Origin of the sequence: Terribium retamae, assembly GCF_022347545.1 — a bacterium.
Lineage (GTDB): Bacteria > Pseudomonadota > Alphaproteobacteria > Rhizobiales > Rhizobiaceae > Mesorhizobium > Mesorhizobium retamae.
Genome location: NZ_JAKREW010000036.1, coordinates 25,539 through 45,878, shown reverse-complemented (window position 1 = coordinate 45,878; position 20,340 = coordinate 25,539). Strand labels below are relative to the sequence as shown.

Sequence of the window (20,340 nt, the reverse complement as noted above, 5' to 3'; positions counted from 1 at the left end):
GTGCCCGTTGCCACCGTCGCCGCCATTGGCGTGGCCGGAGCCGCCGCCACCACCACCGCCGCCGCCAGCCGTGAGGCCGTCACCGGATCGGGCGTCGCCGCCGGTGGCATCGCCATTCTGCTCGAAGATGCCAGTATTGGAAACCGATGCGTTTCCAATCGAATCGTCGTCGCTCATATTGTTGACCTGGGCGAGCGAGACGGCGGTATCGTTGCCTTCGCCGTTGAGCGAGCCGTTCAGGACGTCGTTGAACGAGGCGCCATCGCCGGGATTGTAGAAGATCTGGCCATCATGGTTGACCAGCAGCTTGTCGATCTGGGCACCTCCGTCGAGCTTGATGTCGGCGAAATCATCGTCGCTCGGCTGATAGCCGGTGAGATCTAGTCCCACATCGACATTCACATGCGTGGTGCTGGTATTGGTGTTCGAGTTCGTATTGGTGCTCGAATTCGAATTGGTGTTCGTGCTTTCGTTGATGGCCTTGTTCAGATTGAGGTTGCCATTGCCATTCAGGTTGAGATTGCCATTGCCATTGCCGTTTTCATTGCTGGAGTAGCTGGATTGATGCTGGCCCTGGCCTTGACCCTGGCCTTGGCCTTGGCCTTGCGCTTCTACCTGGAGCTGAGCTTGAGCTTCGCTCTGTTCCTGGTTCTGATCCTGACTGGGATCGAGCGGGAAAAACGTTGAATGCTGGGAAGAGTTTCGGGGAGCCATAGTTCCATCTCATGGTAAGGCCGATCCAGCATGACCCCATTCATCTTCAAGAGGTCCTTGGCCGCATCGGCGGTTGCACATCAGGGCAATTGAGCTTCCAGAACTAGGAACAAACCAGCAGCCCCCCGACTGAAGCGCTCTGGAAGCAAAAAACCCTCTCGGAAAAAACGGCTGTCATCCTCATTCAGTGCAACTGAACTCCGGACCGAACACCCCTCGGAGCCTTCGACACTGAAAAATAGGAAAGCCGCGCCTCTGACTTTTCGAGACGCGGACAGTCTGTGACCGCGAGGAGCCCGCGCCTAGTTATGCGTTGGAGCTAATTTAGAGCACCAAATGGATGAAAAACCCATCATCCGGCCGGCAATGCGTCACCGGTGCACAGTCAATTGGCTGATCCTGTACCACCAAGGAAGGACGTCAATCCCGCCAATCGACTAGACCCTCCGGCGGGAGCTTTCGGCGTGGTTGAACACGACTGCAGCATGATGCACAGAATAACAGCATCGAAAGGCGATGACGCGGGGATTGAGGATGGACGACTTCCAGCGAATACTCCTCCTGATCGGGCGTCTGAACTACACATGGACGAACACTGAAAGCCTGCTCATCCACCTGATTGCCGGCCTGGCGAAGGTCGACAAGGAAACCGCCATCGTCATCTTCCTGACCCTCAATACGACGCGAGCCCGGATCGACCTCGTTGAACGGCTCGCGAAGATGAAGAAAACCCCGAAAAAATACCGAGAGGAAATTCTTCCGCTTCTCCAGCGGCTCAATGAACAGTCCAAACTGCGGAACAAATACAACCACTGTATCTATTCATTCGACAGCAAGGGAGACATCTCCCACACGCATCTGATGCGCATCTTCGACGGCAAGGATTCGATCAAATACGGGAAAGTGGAAGCGATGGATAATGCGGAAATCGCCAGGATTTCCGATTGCATCGGCGACATTACCGAGGTGAACAAGGGAATCTGGCACGTCGTGCACACCAACGGCTTCCCGCAATAGAGAGGCCGTCTATTCCTCGGCGGGTCGGCGGCTACTGAGTTATCCAATAAGCTTAGTACTAACCCGTCCTTTTTGGCGAGCCTCCTGGCTAGCGGTTCTGTTGACAAAAAAAGCCGCCGATCAATAGGCTGTTAGCAATCAAACTGAAACTTACGACGATTTTCCCGATATGGCCTGACTATCGGATGAAAGCCGCCGACAGTCCAAAGACTGCAATCGGGGGAACGATTTGCTGGATATCGAGAAGCGGCAAGGTCCGGAGGATGGACCGGCAAAAGCACGACCGGCTCCCTCGGTGGCGGCACCCGCCGCCGAACGCCTGCTTTTTGAAAACTCCCTGTCGATATTGAACAGAACCGGGGCCTGGCACATTGCCAGGGACCTATGCCAGGAGTTCGTGCCGGAACACGCGCAGGTTCGGTACTGGCGCCTCGGTAGCAATGCTCCCGAAGGGCTGGTCCGCAAGATCGCCGCCCGGTTGATGATGATGGAAATCAACTGGCTTAAAGACAGTCGACGATGCTTGATCGGTTCCAAGGCCAGCGGGAAAAGCACTCGCGTCTTTCTCGATCCTCTGTTTGTGTTGAGATCGGAGCTGACTGAAAGAGACATCGTCCTTTGCCACGACGTCGGCCCTTTGACCCACAGCGATCTTTATGACACCTCGACCGTCGAGAATTATCGCGTTGCGTATGACAAGATCTGTAGGCATCGGCCTGGCGTTGTTTTCGTCAGCGACTGGTCGAAGAACAATTTCATTGCAATCCATGGTTTGAACTTCCGCTTCTTGACCACAATTCCGCTGTACGTGCGCGCAGGCTTGTTCGAAGGCCCGCTCAAGGCGCTTCCCGGGCTCGACGGTGCCTTCTTCTTGACGGTCGGTGCCTTCGAAACCCGCAAGAACCAGATCGCTGCGCTCGAGGCATATCGTGACGGTAGGTTCTATCAGCAGGGCATCAAATACGTGCTATGCGGATCGCGCGGCGAAGGCCGCGACAGGATCATCGAAGTCGCGAAATCGGTGCCTGGCATCGTGATGCCGGGATATGTTCCGGATTGCCAGTTGCGCTGGCTTTACACCCATGCCGAAGCGTTCGTCCTGCCGAGCCTGCTCGAAGGGTTCGGCATGCCGGCGTTGGAGGCTGCCTATATGGGCCTGCTACCCATTGTCACCGAACAGAGTGCGCTGGTGGAAGCCGTGGAGGATGTTTGTTTGCAAGTACCGGCCAGGGACGCAGCCGCAATTGCAGCCGCCATGCGGCACGCCCTCACACGGACTTCAGCCGAAAAAGCAGAGACCAGTGACAGGTTGCGGGAGGTTGCCGCACGCGCCTCGAAAGAACGCTTCCTGCAGAGGTGGAGAGATCTTCTGATGGAGCGGTGACGCAACGCTGGGTGCTCATCTATCAAGGTAGGCATACCTCCCCTTTGAGCTGCCGCAGTGTGACCGTCGTTGCGAATGAAACAGTGAAGCCAGCCAACTCCACTCATCGCAACGATGGGTACGGGAGAACCCTCCAAGCAACGGCTAGCGTGCAGTTGGCCTAGCGGATATCGAAGGCAGGGCTCGATTGTACAGGCCGAAAGGAGTGGCGTCGCGCAATGTCAGTTGCTGTGCGCAAGGCCTTGACCCTCGTGGCGGAGACAACGGCGATTGCGATGAAAAAGAGGACGCCGGGGTCGGCACTGCCTCCTGATACCGAGTTGGCAATAATGCCGGCAAATGCGGCATTCCTGATGCTCATTACGACAGCAGCCGCCTCAGGCGCCACCCATTCCTGCACGCCCCTCAACCCCCGGATCAGGACGCCGAGCAGCATCGCCATCATCAGCGACCCAAAGAGGCCGAGCTGAGACAGCACGGCGATCGGCCAGCTTGACGCCCTCGAACTGCCAAAACCAACTCCGAGGCCGCCTGTGTCGATAAAAGACTGCAGGCTTTTGACGTTCCAGTAGGCGCGCTCATGCCCGGAGGCGGAATCCGCCTTGTTGATGATGGTGCTGTTGATGAGTCTCACGAAGGGATCCAGCGCGTCAGCACGGTAGAGACTGATACCCATCATGCTGACCACACCAACCACCATGAGCAGGACAATCAATATCTCCTGGCGCTCTATCTTACCTCGGAGGACGGATGCTGACATTGAGAGCATGACCGGAATGCACAGCACTGCGAGGCCGACATAGGCGGTCGAAGACGTTGATAGAATAGTCAGGGAAAGCAGGATAACCGACAGCCACAGCGAAAGACGTGACTTGGTTCGTCTCCAATAGGTGTAGGAGAATGCCAGGCAAGCCAGGGAAGCGCCGGCAAAGGAAGAGGCCTCCGAAAAAGGCCCTGTAATGCGCGCGAAGCCAGCCTCGTAGGCGTTGCTTATTATCGCATAGTTGGCGGTTCTGATCGGGGCGAGCATATCGCCGATCCCTGCATTCTTGCCGACAAAATCGACCACGCCCATGCCGGCGTGCAGACCGCACCACAGGAAGAATCCCCGGCGGATCTGATCGATCCTTTCCTCATGCAGCAGCAGGGTGCAAAGCGCGATGGTGGTTAGCCCACCGAGAATGAAATAACCTGTCTGAGAGATATTGCCCGAGACCGGGGTCAGTGAGGCTTCCACGACGGTACCGCGGATTTTCGACTGGACGAAAACGACGGTCTGCCCGGCAAAGAACCGCGGAAACAGCCAAGCTCCGATCACGGCGTAGATCATGAGGCTTGCGAGAACCCAGATCGGGCGAATGCTCCCGAACACGCCTCCGAGGTCGAGCCAGATGCGACGTCTCGCAGCGACGGCCGTGACGAGCAAAGCCTCGAACATCGTGTAGATCAGCGGAGAAGACCCGCCCAGGAAAGTGAGGGTCGCGGCGGTTGTCGCTCCGAATGCCTGGGACGTGATCAGCCCGACCATCAACATGCCCCGGGCATAGTAAGCAATGGCCAGAATTGCCACGCACACCAGCAGCCCGAACAAAGACACCTGCATTGCTGATGAGCCGCTCCCTCGGCTGCCCATGATCTGGCGCACAGCGCTCTCACGATGCATCTTTCGACACGCCCACAAGCTCGGCAAGTGAGTCAAACGGCGTAGTCGTGCATTCCACAGGAAGCCGTAGCCTCATTCCAATCAACACGATGCAGCGTTGCACATCCCGCTGAGAGAACGCGAGCATGGGGCACCTGGACCAGCGCAAGACTTCCACCGGCGACTTTCGGACTTCGACCGTCTCCCTCCTGCAAACGGCTGACCTCAAGTTTGCGGGCCCAGACTAAAGAACGCCTCGACGGCGGAGAATGCCACGCCTATACAACGGTTGCAGGCACGCTTCTGCGCACAATCGCTGGATGTCGTGTCAATTGGAGACTGATCGAGTTCTGGGTATGGGCTGGCTTTTCCAGGCTCCGGCATGAGGAGTTAAGCGCTATGACCACCCAAATTGCGCATCGCGCATTTGGCCCCAAGCAGGTGGAGCAACTCAGAGAAATATACGATCGGGCGCGGGCCGTGACCACCCGATATCCCGAGTCCCACGTTGCCAATAAAGCCGCCCGGAAGTTGATCGATGCCTTCGAAGCCGCAGCTCGCAAAGAAGAAGCAAGCGAGCGCTGGCTGAGTAAGGTCGATCCACAGGGAAACGCCTGACGTCCAGACAAATTGATCTCTATCCGCCTGACTCCAAGCCGGCAGGCGGCTCCCACGCAATTCGGTCGCATCGGAGCGATAGGGGGGCCACTTGGGGGCTGGGCGGGTGGCCCCCCTATCCTGTCCCGAATTATCCGTAGACAGACCCCGTCACCCGGGCAGACGCAGGCGCACCGATGTTCGTCTCGGGCAGCGTATGCCGTCAACGAAGCCTTTTGGGCTAGGCGCCCCAACAGACACCCGGCCCATCATCCCCCTTCGGATGAGCATGTCGGCTTTCCTGCATAACCGGGTTACCAACCTGAGCCGATCAGCCCGTCACCCGCAGTCCTTTGAGCGCTACGGTAGTAGCCAAAGATTTTTTTTTAAGAAAATTAACTTAGGTTAGCGACCGTTTGTAAAGCATAAACTATTCAATTCTAGGTGGCGTAGGGAGAAACGGGCGGGCGCTCTAAGTTGCAGAAGTCCGGCTGTGTCTTCACAGGCCGCTTAGAAAACTTCAAGAATTTCCGGAAATTTGAGGAGGTTACAACGGGCCGCCATGAGGCGACGCGTATGGGCGAAAGTGGGGTATTTAGTATGGGTTCTGCAATCGGACTGCATAATCTTGTTTCGACAAATCAGTCGGAAATCACATCGAGCACTCTTGGAGAAGGAAAGGAACAGGCAGACAGAGAATGCCTTCTTATTCTGGACGGAAGGGCCTTGGACCGGGAGTGCCTGGCCGGTGCCCTTGAGGACCATGATCTTGGCATGACAGTTGCCGCCATGGGCACAATCGAAGAGTGGCGCACAAAGAAAGGAGCATATCCTCCTTTGACTGCCATTTTATTCAACCTTGGCGGACGCAAAATCACCGAGCAAAGCATTGCGAATGAGATCAAGTTGATTTCGTCGGAGTTCAGTTCAGTCCCGGTAATATTATTGGCCGATACAGAAGACTTGGCACAAATATTAACGGCACTCGAATGCGGTGCACGCGGCTACATCCCGACATCCGTTGGCATCGACGTCTGCGTTGAAGCCGTCAACCTTGCAGCAGCTGGCGGTATCTTCGTACCGGCCAGCAGCGTGCTGCCAATGCGGCATCTGATCGCTTCAGGAAGCCGTGACACGCGTTCGCTGACGACGATGTTCACACACCGGCAAGCGGAAGTTGCTCAAGCGCTTCGGCGCGGTAAGGCGAATAAGATCATAGCTCACGAACTGAACCTGCGCGAAAGCACTGTGAAGGTTCACATTCGAAACATCATGCGGAAATTGAAGGCGACCAACAGGACGGAGGTCGCTTACAAGGTCAACGACCTTTTCGGTGAAGGCGCTCTGGCGCAAGAATGATAGTGTTTCAGATGGTCCGTCCAGGCTTCCCTCGACGGACCATTTTTTGCTTCTCTTCACCTTTTGGCTGCTCCGCAATCGCCGCAGACCGATCACTGATCGCTGCCGTGCGAAGGTCGCCTCGCGCATCGTGCCTTTCACCGAAAGAAATGTCGGGCGCCATTCGGATCTGGCTAACGCTGCTGCTTGTGGGATTCAGTTGTCCTGCGTCGCGAGGTAGACGCTTAGCGACCCACCCTTGCGTTGAGAGCTTCCTGCATCGGTTAGCCGCGTTTCCGTGGCGGTTTGCCATCAGATCGATGGTCAGCAACGAAAAGTAGGAAAGCGTCCCGAAATGGGGCTCACCCTGGGTTCGGATCTTTCTTTTCGGACGATTTGCCGGCGGCACTCGATTCAACCCGGCGCCGGTATGTCCGAGGCGTCCCTCATGGCGGCATGCCGGGATCTGAATTCGCTTGAATTAACAATGCCCAAAGCCACCGCTTCGCGCGTCATTGATCCTCTTCGCAACTGGCGAGCGTAGGTTTCCAGTCCGTAATTGTCCGCTGGGCGATTCAACAACAGCAGGTAAAGAAAACTGACATAGGCCCGATCCGTGAGGCCGATCGCAGCGTATTTGGCCTCGAATTCCTTGGAGCGGATCACATCCATGATTACGTCGACAACTCCGGCACCCCCACTCTCGAGCGCGTCAGACCAACGCTTCACGCCGGCGGCATCGCCGTCTTGGCCAAGAACGAGGCAATAAGCAAAACGCACCTGCCGGATATGGTTGGATTCATCGGCAGCATTGGCATCGGCATTACAGTGTCGCTCCGGCTTGGGCAGCGGCCGCGGCCCGCGGGTGATGTCGCGAACGGCCATGTAGGCAGGTTTCGGTTCGCCCGTTATCCATTTGCCATGGTTGTTGGCGGCGAGCCGGACCAGACCCATATTCGCTTCGAAGCTTGGTGCCCAATAGGTCTCATCCAACAGTTCATAGATGTGCGCTGCTTCAACGTTGTACTTGTCTTGGAGTTCGGCAAGCCGCGTCATGGTTTGCCTGACGCCATCGGCCTGCTCCCGCTCGCTGCGCTGGCTGCCGTAGGGGTTGTTGAATTCGGTGACCCAGATAGGCTTGCCGTAAGACGAAATCTCGCGGAAAGCCCATTCCGGATCTTCTCCGTACATATGCCAGACCGAGATGTCCCAGGCGATCCCGTCCTGCTTCATTCGCGCAAAGGCGCCAGTATGACCCCAGCCAGCCGTACCCATTGCCTTTCTTATGGTCGGGTCGATCGCCGTCATTCCGTCGGACATGCCCCTGAGGACGGCGCTCACCTTCGCCCAGCGCGGACCATAGTAGTCGAGCACTCCAGTGCCGGCCGCAGTGCCCCAGGCACAGGGATATTGCGATCCATCATCGCGTTTTTCGCAAGGCTTTATGAGGGCGTAGATCTCCATCTCGTTGCCGAGTTCCCAAACGCGGATATCGCTCTTGAATCGGGAGCCTAGGGTGACCGCCAGTTTCCGCGCTGCGCTATAGAGCTGATCCGGGCTGTTCTCGGCTAGATCCAGTCCGGGTGTGATCACAGGCAGGATGTCGATCCCTCTCTCTTTCCCCGCCACCACAACGCTAGCAAGCTTATCTGCTTCATCTGCGGAGGTAACATTGACCCGATATGACTTGAGGCCAAGGTCCTTGACGAAATCGAGTTGTTTTTCGATCGGGACGTCCGGGTAGGAGATTATCGGATGGCCATTCACCCCCCAAAGCAAATCGGCGGAAGCGGGAGCGGCGGTTGTCAGCAACACAGCAGCAGTAGCTGCGAAACGAAACGACATGGCAATCATGCCTCCCTGCACGATATTGGATGTTGGAATAGTCGGAACTGCGGAGTTGGGAAGCAATTTGCCTATAAGGGCATGGGAAGCTTCAATGTACCTCTTTTGAAGGCGGAGACCTAACCATCGGGCGGCATAACCTTTTGACTGCAATTGCCTCGATCGGCGCCCGGAAGAGTTGAGCTCAAGATGAAGGGAATTGAACCGCTGTCGGCTATTCGTTGAATTCCCCGAAATCCGCATCGACCTGGATCATGAGCTCGAGATAATTCCACGCGATCCAGCGCCAGGAATAACTGCTCGCCCTGGCATGCCCCTTCTCGACCATTCGTTTGCGGAGGTCAGGGTCGATTGACAGTTGGCGGACGTTTTCGACCCATGACCGGACGTCGTCAGGATCCGAATAGAGCGCCGAATCTCCGCAGATTTCAGGCAAACAAGGCGAAGTCGAAGCTATGACCGGGCAACTCGAAGCCATCGCCTCGACAGCAGGCAACCCGAAACCTTCGATCCGGGATGGGAACAGGAAACAGAGAGCCCCCTCAAGCGCCTTTTTGAAGTCATCATCGCTTATGCGGCCAAGGAGGACGATGTTCGCCGGCATTTCCGGGACGTGCCGCAGGATCGCGGTTTCGTCGGCATCGCCTGGCATCCAGAGGTCAAGACCCATCTCATCCAGAAAAGGGGCGAGTTCAGCGAGAAGCCGTACGTTCTTGTATTCCTGATCTGCTCGGCCGAGGCAAAGGACATAGGGTCTGGCCCGATTGACGGCCAAGGTAGACCTTGCTGAATCCCATTGCTTCGCGTGGTCGCTGCCGTTGTAGGTAACGACGATGTCTTGCTCGCGTGCAATCCCGAACTCGATCAGATGTCTGCGCGAAAGCTGCGAAACCGTCGTGATCCGTGCAGCCCGCCTGCCCAGCAGCGGGAGGATGATGCGGTGGGCCCAACGGAACCCTCGTGCGTAGCTCGAGGGCATCAACCTTGTATGCATATCATGGACACATGCGATCTGGCGTCTCAGCACGACTGGTGCAAGGTTGCAAAAGCTTAGCAGTCCTCCCGGCACATGCCAGGGCAACTGCGCCTGAACCCAGAACTGAGGAAGCCGGGGGCTGTCGAACTCGGGAACGACCCGTACCGGTATAGATTTCAGCGGAAGAGGTTCGGCCAGCGGACGTGGCACCACGAGGTCGATTTCCAAGTCATGGCTGAGGGGATGCCCTTCCGAAATGAGAGCATCGAGCGCCATCGTCACTTCGCGAGCGTAACGCGCTATCCCATTACGCCGAAGCAGGGTGAAGTCTCCGTTTATTGTCCAGCGCCGTTTGGGTAGATCGAAGTCCGTCAACGTCCGGTCGCGACGATCAATGAGATATCGAGAGGCTCCCGGAAGTGAGCGAGCCGAAGCTGCTGCGACGCTGTTTCCGTTCAAATGCCGGCCTCCCTCCGCCGGCGCTGCATAGACAGTTTTGGCCATCGCCCTTCCCCACCTTGCCGGACCTGCAGCAAGACTAGCACTCCGGGAAAAGCAGCGACCCTCGAACGTTTGAGGTATCTAGACCATCTGCTCTCGGCTGGCTGGATGATCCTAAACGCCTCCAGATGACCCAATGGCCGTAGTGACCGCACGCGATCGCGGCTTCAAACTAAGGACATCGCGAGGCTGGTATGGCACGGCACTGGACGATCAACGGGCGTTTCCTTTCCCAGCCGACAACCGGCGTTCAGCGGTATGCAAGAGAGATCGTCCGTTCCCTGGACGCCTTGATCACCGAGCGGGGTCCCCTCACCCGCGGGCTTGAGCTCAGGCTTCACTGCCCGCAGGACAGCTCGGACTTTCCGCTCAATTCCATCGAATATTGCAGGATCGGCAGCACGGGCGGGCATCTGTGGGAGCAGACCAAGCTGGCCGCCTCGCTACACGGCGGCGGGCTACTCAGCCTCTGTAACACAGGGCCGCTCCTGTCGCACAAGCATATAGTCTGCATTCATGATGCTAACGTCTGGAACGCGCCTGAGAGCTATTCGCTTGGCTTCAGGACTTCGTACAAGGCGTTACTTCCATGCCTCGGAAAAACGGCATGTAATATTTCGACGGTTTCCCATTTTTCACTGACCGAACTGGTTCGTCGCGACATTGTCCCCTCGTGCAGAGCCTTCGTTGCTCCGAACGGTCATGAGCACGCCTTGATGTGGAAACCCGAACATTCGGCGGCGACGAGGTCTGTCGCCTCGCGGAATACCATTGTCATGATCGGCAGCGCTGCACCTCACAAGAATGTAGATCTCATCCTGGGCCTGGCAGACCGCCTTGGAAAGGTTGGAATGGAGATCGCGGTTGTCGGAATGTCGGATTCGCGTGTTTTCAGTAGAGGAACAGCCAGGGCTGAAGCCCGCAACATCCATTGGCTCGGACGCATTGGCGACAGCGAATTAGCCGCACTGCTGATGGACTCGCTTTGCCTGGCGTTTCCTTCGCTGACGGAAGGGTTTGGCCTGCCGGTTGTCGAGGCGATGGCCCTAGGCTGCCCGGTCGTGGTGTCCGATCGCGCCAGCCTGCCAGAAGTCTGCGCAAATGCCGCCCTGTATGCCCCAGCCGACAATCCGCATGCATGGCTCGACCGTTTCATCAGCCTTCGCAACTCCAAAGCCCTGCGCCTGCAACTGGCCGCGAAGGGGAAAGCCAGAGCCTTGGCCTACAGCTGGAGGACGAGCGCCTTGCGTTACCTGGAGGCGATGGCCGTTGCTGACGGCATCGATACCGACACCAGGGTCGTTAGGTTGCGCGAATTCACATGACCCCGTGAAGTGCCTGGACAGTTCCGATCGACTCCAGGATGGCTCGATCGAAATTCTCTTCCGAGAAGCGCTGGGCGTTGCTGGTGCAGGCTTTCGGCGCGATGAGGAGGCTGTTTTCCTCGAACCGGTTGACCGCCTCCTTGAGCTCCTCAACGGTCTGAGTCTTGAACAACACGCCCGTTGGCTCGGGGTCTGTCCCCAGGCGTCGAACGATATCGACTGCGCCGCCCCGGCCGAATGCGATCAGGGGTGTTCCACAGGCCTGTGCTTCGGCGAGCGCTATGCCAAAATCCTCGCAACCGGCGAAGACCATCGCCTTCGCCCGAGCGAGCGTGTCGACGTATTCCTCGCGGGGGAGGAACCCTGAAAATGTGACATTCGGACCGGCCAGTGCCCTTAGAGCGGCTGATTGCTGCCCTTCCCCCACGATGATCAGCCGTCGCGACGGCATCTCGTTGAAGGCCCTGATCACCAGATCGGTGCGCTTGTAGGGAGCGAGGAAGGATGCCGAAACGTAGTAATCGTCCTTGTCCTCGACGCAGGGGAGTTCCTCCAGGCAAACCGGCGGAAAAACCACACGCGCGTCACGTCCATATATGTGCTGGATTCGGGAGCGGACATAGTTTGAATTTGCCAGCATCAAGTCTGGGCCGTGAGCGGTTCTCGTGTCCCAGGTTCTCAAGCGATGCAGCATATAGCGGTAGAGCATTCCCTTCGGTCCGAAACCGAGCCTGCCCTGCTGAAGATAAGAGAATTGCTCGTCCCAAGCGTAGCGGACAGGGCTGTGCACGTAACACAGATGCGGCTGATCGGGTCTTGTAATCACCCCCCGCGAAAATGCGGCCGAAGATGATATCACAGCATCATAGCCGGTAACGTCGAACTGCTCGATCAGGAAGGGGCAGAGGAAAAAGAGAGACCGATAGAATTTCTCGATCATCGGGATCCGATTGACCGCAGAGGTGTGGAATTCCACGTCGCGGAAATATTGTTCCTTCACCTCGGCTGGGAGGAAATCGAACAGTGTGAAGACCTCTGCGTTGGGAAACTGCTTGCAGATTTGCGCCAACACGCGCTCGCCGCCCCGAAAATTTGGGCACCAGTCGTGAACAACCGCTATCTTGCCATATCTGTCGACCCCGGCGGCCGAAGCAGCGGGAAGCTCGTCAATGGGCATTTCGACCTTGGCGGCGATCGCCAGGTCGGAAGAGCGTTCATGAAGCATGATACTTCCCTGCCTCTGTGAGGTCCCCAGTTTCCTTGTCCTCCCATGACCCTCGCAAGTTGTCCGATCGGTCACAGATTGCTCCCGTCGAATGTCTGCCTACTGCTTATGGCTGGGAGTAGCGCACAGGTGATACGCCGACAGCATGTGCTGCGAGGTAGGTGGAACTCGCAGAACCCACTTTTATGCAGGCTGTCTGAAGCCTCGCGTCGTCATAGGCTTGGAAGGAGTAACGTCCCGGACAAGCAATGAAAATTGCAGTGATTATCCCAACCCTCGGTCGCAGCGAGCAGGTTGCTCGCTTGTTGGAATATCTGGGCGGCCAGACGAGGCTCCCCGACGAGGTCATACTGTCGGTACCAGACACGACACACATCGAACTTCCGGATGGCCGTCCGTTCCCGCTGTCGAGTGTCTCGGGCCCCATGGGATTGGCTGCCCAGCGCAACACTGCTCTCGCGCCGTTGTTGGATCGCTTCGACATCGTCACGTTCTTCGATGACGATTTCGTCCCGTCCGGGCGATACCTCGAGCAGATCGAGCGGGCCTTTGCTGAAAATGATGATTGGGCGGTTGTGATGGGCAAGGTCGTCAAGGACGGCGCCAACAATGCCGGTCTAAGCTGGGCCGATGCAAACGCTGCGCTAAAAGATGCAGAAGGGCGAAAACCGAATGGGCCGCCGGTGGTCGACCATGTGGGTGCCTATGGATGCAACATGTCGTTCCGCACTTCACTGATAGGCGATTTACGCTTCGACGAGCGTCTGGTCCTCTACGGCTGGCAGGAAGACATCGATTTCACGAGTCAAATGAGATCTCGAGGGCGCGTCGTGTGCGTGACCTCGATCATAGGCGTTCATCTTGGCATCAAGACGGGACGTGTCAGCGGAAAGCGGTTCGGCTACTCACAGGTCGCCAATGCGATCTACCTGATAAGGAAAGGAACGGTTCCAGCCTCCTTCGCGCTCCCCCTCATGTTTCGCAATGTTGCAGCCAACCTCGCAAAGAGCCTCTGGCCAGAGCCATATGTCGACCGCAGGGGCCGCCTAAGCGGCAACGCGCTCGCGATCGCGCATTTCGCCATGGGCCGCATTGAACCGGAATACATCTTGAAGATCTGACGAGGTCGCGACAATGCGGAAATGGCTTTCAACGGTGGCAGGCATTTCATTGGTAGCGGCCGTCGGTTCGTCGCAGGCATCAGCAGCGGAATATCTGCTTGGGCCGCAGGACAAGGTCAGGCTCAAAGTCTACGAATGGCGTGCATCACGCGATGTGATCTTCGAGTGGACCGCTCTCAACGACAGTTTCGATATCGGCGCCGACGGCACGCTCTTCTTACCCTTTGTCGGACAGATACGCGCTCAGGGCACCGCTCCCGGCGATCTTGCCCGCTCGATAGCGGACCGGCTCATGCAGCGCATGGGTCTTGGCCGCCAGCCGGACGTGGCCGTGGAGATTGCCCAGTACAGGCCGTTCTATATCGTGGGCAACGTCAAACAACCCGGTGAATTTCCATACAGGCCTGGCCTCACGGTGCTGCAGGCTCTGGGCATCGCCGGCGGATTGCCGACACGCGAGGATAACATGTCTCGGCTTGAACGAGAGGTCATCTCGGGCCAGGGCGATATCGGGCTCCTTGCTCTGAACAGTGTCAGCCTGATTGCCCGAAAGGCACGGTTGCAGGCAGAACTGGCCGGCAGTGACGACGTCGCTTTCCCTTCCGAACTGACGAGAAGGGGGGCAAACGAAGCCGTCGCGCTGGCGATGGAGCAGGAGCGCAAAATATTCGCCATCCGAAAGGATGCTCTTGCAACGCAGCTGCGCTCATTACGCGAACTCAAGGATTTCCTGCAGAAGGAGCTGACCTCGCTCGAGCAACAGCTGACTTTCCAGAACAAACAGATCGAGCTCATCCAAAAGGAACTCGCGGGCGTCTCAAGCCTCGTGCAGAAAGGCCTTGCGATTGCACCACGCGAATTTGCCCTTGAGGGAGCCATCGCCCGGATGCAGAGCGATCGCTTGGCGGCTGAAACCTCGATGCTGCGTGTCAGGCAGGAGATGAGCAAGACCGACATCGAAATCCTCAATCTCGGCAACCAGCGTTCCAGCGAGATTGCAGAGAGCTTGCGCGAGACGCAGCAGCAGCTCAACGAAGTCACCAGCAAATCCGATACCGCTGCACAGCTGCTGCAGGAAACACAAGTGATGGCGCCAGCTCTGTTGGCCCTCAGGCGCGGCGCTCAAAGGGTCGAGCCGATTTTCAAGATCGTAAGGCCGAAAGACGGCGGTACGGAGGAGCTTGCCGCCGAGGAGACAACTCTTGTGGAGCCTGGCGATACCGTGAAGGTCGAAATCCCGCTGCCGCAGTCTGGCCTGGATGGCTTAACCCCGGCGAATACAGCCATTCGGGCGGAGACGAGTGCTGTTCGGAATACGAACTGAGCTGATCCGGGTTGGGTCAATCGTTGCAGTACTTTTTTGGCGCAGCCATAAGCGGTGCGCCGGCAGCCTTGGCCGGAAAAGCGAGTTAGCGAAGGACATTTCCAGGGACTGGTACTAGGCTTGCCTTGTCCTTCGAGGCCGCATATCAGCTGGGGCGTTTCCATTTTTCACGGAAACGCGAACGCACCAATTCTTTGTTTTTTCGCAATTCTGGATGGAAAACCGTTACGCACCTTTCCCGGAATTGCTTTAGGTTTGGCGAACTCTCGACCGCAGCAGGCCGACTGGTTTTCGCGGGTGTCACTGGAGATATTGGTGTTAACGAGCATACTTGTCGTATTGGTGGCAGGCATACTGCTCGGCTTATGGTTCAAGGCCGCTGCGCTGCTGGCGGCGACCGCAGTGCTTTTCGTCGGTATCTTAGTCTGGAACGCCCTGGGGTTGCCCAGCCATATGACCATCGGCAAATCGCTGATCCTGATGTTTTGCTTGGCTTGTGGCTACTTGGTGGGCTTGGCTTTGTCACTGCATCGTAATCGAAACGAAGAGTGATACCACCGGTGTTCAGGAAGCCCTGTCGACCCGCATGACTGCAACGATGGTTCTGAGCAAGATAGCGAGATCGAGCCAGATCGACCAGTTCCGCACATACTGGCTGTCGAGCGCTACGCGGTTTTCGTAGTCCATACTGCTTCTTCCGCTCACTTGCCAAAGGCCCGTGAGTCCCGGCCTCGTTCTGAGGTACTCGGCCTGGTGCTCGCCGTAGCGCCGGAGTTCGTCCTCGACGATGGGCCTTGGACCTACGCAGCTCATGTCCCCACGCAAGATGTTGATGAGTTGGGGCAGTTCGTCCAAGCTGGACTTGCGCAGCATTCGTCCGAAGAAAGTAACCCGGGGATCATTCCTGATCTTGTGGGTCTCTACCCACTCCTTGCGCGCCTCCGGGTTTGCATCGAGGTATGTTTTCAGAACTTCGTCTGAATTCGCGACCATCGAGCGGAACTTGTAGCATTCGAACGGCTTTCCACCGAAGCCAACTCGACTATGCGAGAATATTGCCGGCCCTCCGGCCGTAATCTTGATCAGCAGACCTACGAGAATCATGACAGGCGCAGCCAGAACAAGCGCTGGGCAGGCCACGGCGATATCCATGATGCGTTTGAGGAGTCCTCCAACGGGAGGGTTTGTCGTTCCCGTGTTGATGACCCTCGATGGATTGTTCAAGGCTGTTCCGGCACTGGCATAGCCCCGCGGGGCAACAATATGCAGCACTACCCTGCTCTCGACCGCCGCCGGAACAACCGGCTGATCCCAGATCGCTTCCCCCCGTTGCGAATGCTTTTCAAAGGCGTTTGTCATCTGACGGTCGCCGTTTCTAGGTGTTTGACTTCGGTAGTCTTCCAAGGACGGAAGGCCCCGGCAAGAAATGCAAAGGAGGTAGCGCGGTACTTCCGAGGTTGCCCCCTAATCCCGACGTATGATTGCCCTATACGCATGGACGACCGTCGCAAGCATCGTGCCTAGCCGAAGCCACCGGCGCTTGGGCGCCATTACCCGTGCTTTTGCGAGAAGCACGCCAAGTATTGGCGTCCTGGAGGCTGTCAGCGTCCTGACCAGTTCCTGCAGGGCGTCGACGTGTGTCTTTCCCCACTCCGCAACGATCACGACACCGTCAAGGACGGATCCAACGACCAGGTCATCGGCCCCGGTTTCAAGGGTCGGCAAGTTAACGATGACTTTGTCGTAAGCTGCCGCCCCGTCGGTGTTCAGTTCGGAAAGGAATGCCTGCATGTTTTTTGGTAGGAGCAGATTTCTGGCATCCACTGTCGAACTGGAAAGCACGTCGAATCGCCCCGGCTTGCGAATGATATCGAGCCGAACAAGAGCCTTGCCCTCCTTGCCCGGCATCCCCGAATGGTCCGGCAGCCGGTTGGGGAACGTCGGCCTCCGAAGATCGGCATCTATGACCAGCGTCTTGAGGCCCGACATTGCGTAGAGCGTGGCGAGATTGGTCGCAACGGCACTCTTCTGGCTGTTGTTTGAGACAGCGGTCAGCCCAAGGAACCTTACAGGGTGGTTCGTTTCAGCAAGGCTGATTTCGGTTCGCGCTTTCCTCAAACTCTGGCTGTATCGGGACCAAGGGCGTCTGGCCACATCGTCGATGTCTCCGAACTCCTGCCTGCTACTCGCGGGTGGCAATTCACCCACGCAGTCGATTCCCAGATTATCGCGGATATGACGTGGCGAGCGTACGGTCCAGTCGAGCGAATGCCGCACGAAAGAAATACCGATACCGAGGATGAGGCCTGCGACAGCCGCAAAAGCCAACACCAGCTTCGGCCTTGGAGCGCTTGGGGAAAGTGGCGCTGTCGCAGCAGTGATCACTCTTGCATCGGCAACCGGATAGGATTGCTGGCTCACCGAATTCGTATAGGCTTGCAGGAAGCTCTCGTACATTTTCCGATAGGTGTCTGCCGTCACCTCAAGCTCTTCGAGGGTCGGCTCCGGATTGACACCGACATCGGCGTCTCGACCTACGCTGTAGTCGTGCCGAGAACGGAATTCTTGGGCTCTCGCCATTGCTTCGTTCATCTGGGTGCGCAGTTGTTGCAGGCGTTTTTCCAGCCAAGCTCCGCCCTCTTTTGCTGCGTCGGCCTTGGTTTCCACCTGTTCGTGCACGAAGGCGTCGGCGGTTGCATTCGCAATCTTTGCTGCACCCTCGGGATCGGCCGAAGTGAAGGATATGTCGATTGCGTAGGAGACACCGACCCTTCGCACATCGAGGCTATTGCGAAAGATCGACATGGTAAGGCGAGATCTTTGATAGTCTGTCAGTTTCGCGAGCGCCTCCGAAGCCCAGGTACTTTTCGGGAGTCCCAGAGCCTCAGCTATGTTGTCCCTTATTTTCCTGAATCTCTCGACCAACATCGGTGCCCGAGGACGATTGAAATTCCTGTTTTCAATCAGTCTCATGCGATCGATGACCATCGAGGCAATCTTTTCGGACTGCATAACCGCAATCTGGCTTTCCACTTGCGCGGTATCCAACGAGAGATTTATTTCCGCACCTTCCTGCAAATGTTGCGGAAGTCTCGGCTCGATCAATATCTGTGCTCTAGCTGTAAAAACCGGGTCTGTGGTTGAATTGTAAAACCACGCGACCAAAAGTGCTGCGGCAAGGCAGGCCGTTATTGTTCCGACGTAATGTCTCAGAAATCCGGTTATGTCCGACAGGCCAATGAAATCCTGCCCGGCATTGGCCTGCTGATTGGTCACCAAAGGCCACTGGCTGGCGAACAAGCGGTTCATCTAACGTCTCCGGCGGACACGAAGGCGTATCCTTCGTGTGCTCAGGCCTGGCACGGGCGTGCATGCAGGCCTGACACAGGAGTTCCATGGCGCCCGACCAATGTTCTCATGTGCACCCAGGGGCCCCCGCGATCCCAAGCTTTACGAGAAAGACTACCCGGGCACAGGGGAAGGTAAACGCCTCCAATTGGAGTAGGCCTACGCCCCTAATGCAGAAAGGTCCGGCAGCCGTCGCTGCGGATCGCGATCTTCGGAGGAAATCTCGTCCCGAGTGAGTATCGACGGCTGTATGACACCAAAGTGACGCCGGTTGCAGACCGAGTTTCCGCAATGCCGCTTACTCTATCTTGGCCAGACATCCTTTCGGCGATTGATCAGAACCACCTATTGGATGAGGAGGCACGAACCAGGGAGTAAGGCTACCCGAATTCATGAAGGGGCCGTCGGAAGCCGTCATGTTAGAAATAGTGCCGCAATTCGGAGCGGTAGCCGTGACCCTGAAAATCGTCGATCAAGCCAAGCCGAACACTTTTGCATTCGAGAACAACGCTCTCATCAAAGCCACCGGTTTCCGGGAATACGATGCACGCTGGTGGCTCGGCCAACCGAATTCACAAAAAGAACCCGAGCTCAATTTGATGGGCGCACAGGCGCTGGGCATGGGTCTTGGCACGCTGATCCGCAGAATGGGCGTAGGGCCGGAGATCGTCACCGGCCACGACTTTCGCAGCTATTCCATGTCCATCAAGATGGCGCTGGTCTCAGGGCTGATGGCAGCGGGCGCGCGCGTCAAGGACATCGGCCTGGCGCTTTCCCCGACTGCTTACTTCGCCCAATTCGCACTCAATGCTCCGTCTGTCGCCATGGTCACGGCCTCTCACAACGAAAACGGCTGGACTGGTGTGAAGATGGGTGCGCAAAGGCCCCTCACATTCGGGCCCGATCAGATGACGGCCCTGAAGGCGCTCGTGCTGAACGGCGACTTCGACCTGGTCGGTGGCGGAAGCTATCAGTTCGTATCCGATCTTCGGCAGAAGTACGTTGAAGACCTGGTCGTCGGGAAACACATTCACCGACAGCTGCGGGTGGTTGTTGCGTGTGGCAACGGCACGGCCGGCGCGTTCGCGCCGCAGGTGCTGGAGAGCATCGGCTGTCTTGTGATCCCCCTCGACGTGGAACTCGACCACTCGTTTCCACACTACAATCCCAATCCCGAAGATATGGAGATGCTGCACGCAATTCGCGACAAGGTTCTGGAGACCGGCGCTGATCTAGGGCTGGGCTTTGACGGCGATGGCGATCGCTGTGGCGTGGTTGACAATGAAGGTAACGAAATCTTCGCCGACAAGGTCGGTGTCATGCTGGCGCGGGACATCTCCAGCCAGCATTCACCGTGCACGTTTGTCGTCGACGTGAAATCAACCGGACTTTTCGCGACGGACCCCGTTCTTACGCAAAACGGTGCAATCACGGACTACTGGAAAACGGGGCATTCCTACATCAAGCGGCGGGTCGCCGAGCTTGACGCAATCGCCGGCTTCGAGAAATCGGGGCACTTCTTCTTCAATCCACCGATCGGACGTGGTTATGACGATGGGCTCGTCACGGCTATCGCCGTCTGCGAGATGCTCGACCGGAATCCGGAAAAGACGCTGGCCGAACTTTATCGCGCCCTGCCCGTCACTTTCGGCACCCCGACGATGTCCCCTCATTGTCCTGATGAAGTCAAATACGGAGTCGTCGACAAGGTCGTTGGAGACTTCATGAAAATGAAGGGCGACGGGATAGAGTTTGCCGGTCAGCCGCTGGCTGATCTGGTCACCGTCAATGGGGTGCGTGTGGTGGCTCAAGATGGCACCTGGGGCTTGGTAAGAGCATCGTCGAACAAGCCCGAAATCGTCGTCGTTGTCGAAAGCCCCGTTTCTTCGGAGCGACGCCGGCAGATGTTCGAGGCGCTCGACGCCGTTCTGCGCCGCAATCCAGAGGTCGGAGCCTACAACCAGACATTCTAAGGGGAGCTGA

At 57.4% G+C, this 20,340-nt stretch carries 16 protein-coding genes and 1 pseudogene; 10 read left to right on the top strand and 7 right to left on the bottom strand.

The features are described from left to right. A pseudogene (locus tag L4923_RS24575) lies at positions 1-477 on the bottom strand (hypothetical protein); the annotation flags it as partial. Between L4923_RS24575 and L4923_RS24570 the strand changes: the two are divergent. The 3 genes from L4923_RS24570 (at position 403) to L4923_RS24560 (ending at position 3,115) form a co-directional block, all read left to right on the top strand. Beyond that, a complete protein-coding gene (locus tag L4923_RS24570) occupies positions 403-687 on the top strand; it encodes a hypothetical protein (protein WP_239369732.1) in 285 nt (94 codons plus the stop codon). The pseudogene L4923_RS24575 and the gene L4923_RS24570 sit on opposite strands and share 75 nt — an antisense overlap. Positions 688-1,248: 561 nt before the next feature. Next, a complete protein-coding gene (locus tag L4923_RS24565) occupies positions 1,249-1,731 on the top strand; it encodes a hypothetical protein (RefSeq protein ID WP_239369731.1) in 483 nt (160 codons plus the stop codon). 295 nt (positions 1,732-2,026) lie between these two features. Continuing rightward, entirely contained in the window at positions 2,027-3,115 is a 1,089-nt protein-coding gene (locus L4923_RS24560; protein WP_239369730.1) for a glycosyltransferase, read from the top strand. Positions 3,116-3,275: 160 nt separating this feature from the next. Here the strand turns inward: L4923_RS24560 and L4923_RS24555 are convergent, their stop codons facing one another. Next, entirely contained in the window at positions 3,276-4,718 is a 1,443-nt protein-coding gene (locus L4923_RS24555; protein WP_239369729.1) for a hypothetical protein, read from the bottom strand. Positions 4,719-5,156: 438 nt separating this feature from the next. Between L4923_RS24555 and L4923_RS24550 the strand changes: the two genes are divergently transcribed. After that, positions 5,157-5,375: a hypothetical protein gene (locus L4923_RS24550; protein WP_239369728.1), complete on the top strand. Its 219-nt coding sequence runs from the start codon at positions 5,157-5,159 to the stop codon at positions 5,373-5,375. A gap of 579 nt (positions 5,376-5,954) precedes the next feature. Next, a complete protein-coding gene (locus L4923_RS24545; RefSeq protein WP_239369739.1) occupies positions 5,955-6,713 on the top strand; it encodes a response regulator transcription factor in 759 nt (252 codons plus the stop codon). Between the two features lie 393 nt (positions 6,714-7,106). Here the strand turns inward: L4923_RS24545 and L4923_RS24540 are convergent, their stop codons facing one another. Next, positions 7,107-8,546 carry a DUF4214 domain-containing protein gene (locus L4923_RS24540; RefSeq protein WP_239369727.1) on the bottom strand — a complete coding sequence of 480 codons (1,440 nt, stop codon included), beginning with the start codon at positions 8,544-8,546 and terminating at the stop codon, positions 7,107-7,109. A gap of 205 nt (positions 8,547-8,751) precedes the next feature. Then, positions 8,752-9,789 (bottom strand): glycosyltransferase family 4 protein, encoded by a 1,038-nt coding sequence (locus tag L4923_RS24535; protein ID WP_239369726.1) that lies wholly within the window; start codon positions 9,787-9,789, stop codon positions 8,752-8,754. A 419-nt stretch (positions 9,790-10,208) separates the two neighbouring features. On the opposite strand from L4923_RS24535, the gene L4923_RS24530 reads away from it, so the two are divergent. Continuing rightward, complete coding sequence (locus tag L4923_RS24530) at positions 10,209-11,339, top strand: glycosyltransferase family 4 protein (protein WP_239369725.1); 1,131 nt, start codon at positions 10,209-10,211, stop codon at positions 11,337-11,339. Here the strand turns inward: L4923_RS24530 and L4923_RS24525 are convergent. Continuing rightward, on the bottom strand, positions 11,332-12,564 hold the full coding sequence (locus L4923_RS24525) for a glycosyltransferase (RefSeq protein ID WP_425531006.1): 1,233 nt from the start codon (positions 12,562-12,564) through the stop codon (positions 11,332-11,334). The genes L4923_RS24530 and L4923_RS24525 overlap by 8 nt on opposite strands. A gap of 248 nt (positions 12,565-12,812) precedes the next feature. Here L4923_RS24525 and L4923_RS24520 point away from each other — a divergent pair, with 248 nt between their 5' ends. From L4923_RS24520 to L4923_RS24510, 3 genes are all read left to right on the top strand, one after another. Further along, positions 12,813-13,685 carry a glycosyltransferase family 2 protein gene (locus L4923_RS24520; protein WP_239369724.1) on the top strand — a complete coding sequence of 291 codons (873 nt, stop codon included), beginning with the start codon at positions 12,813-12,815 and terminating at the stop codon, positions 13,683-13,685. Positions 13,686-13,698: 13 nt separating this feature from the next. Further along, a complete protein-coding gene (locus tag L4923_RS24515; RefSeq protein ID WP_239369723.1) occupies positions 13,699-15,009 on the top strand; it encodes a polysaccharide biosynthesis/export family protein in 1,311 nt (436 codons plus the stop codon). Positions 15,010-15,324: 315 nt separating this feature from the next. Next, the gene (locus L4923_RS24510) at positions 15,325-15,561 is read left to right on the top strand and encodes a hypothetical protein (protein WP_239369722.1); all 237 of its coding nucleotides are present in this window, start codon (positions 15,325-15,327) and stop codon (positions 15,559-15,561) included. A gap of 12 nt (positions 15,562-15,573) precedes the next feature. Here L4923_RS24510 and L4923_RS24505 read toward each other — a convergent pair whose 3' ends face one another. Together L4923_RS24505 and L4923_RS24500 are read right to left on the bottom strand one after the other, a co-directional pair. Then, positions 15,574-16,368, bottom strand: a complete 795-nt coding sequence (locus L4923_RS24505; RefSeq protein ID WP_239369721.1) for a sugar transferase — start codon at positions 16,366-16,368, stop codon at positions 15,574-15,576. 105 nt (positions 16,369-16,473) lie between these two features. Continuing rightward, positions 16,474-18,318, bottom strand: a complete 1,845-nt coding sequence (locus tag L4923_RS24500) for a GumC family protein (RefSeq protein WP_239369720.1) — start codon at positions 18,316-18,318, stop codon at positions 16,474-16,476. Between the two features lie 491 nt (positions 18,319-18,809). Between L4923_RS24500 and L4923_RS24495 the strand changes: the two genes are divergently transcribed. After that, a complete protein-coding gene (locus tag L4923_RS24495; protein WP_239369719.1) occupies positions 18,810-20,330 on the top strand; it encodes a phosphomannomutase/phosphoglucomutase in 1,521 nt (506 codons plus the stop codon). Positions 20,331-20,340: the final 10 nt, after the last annotated feature.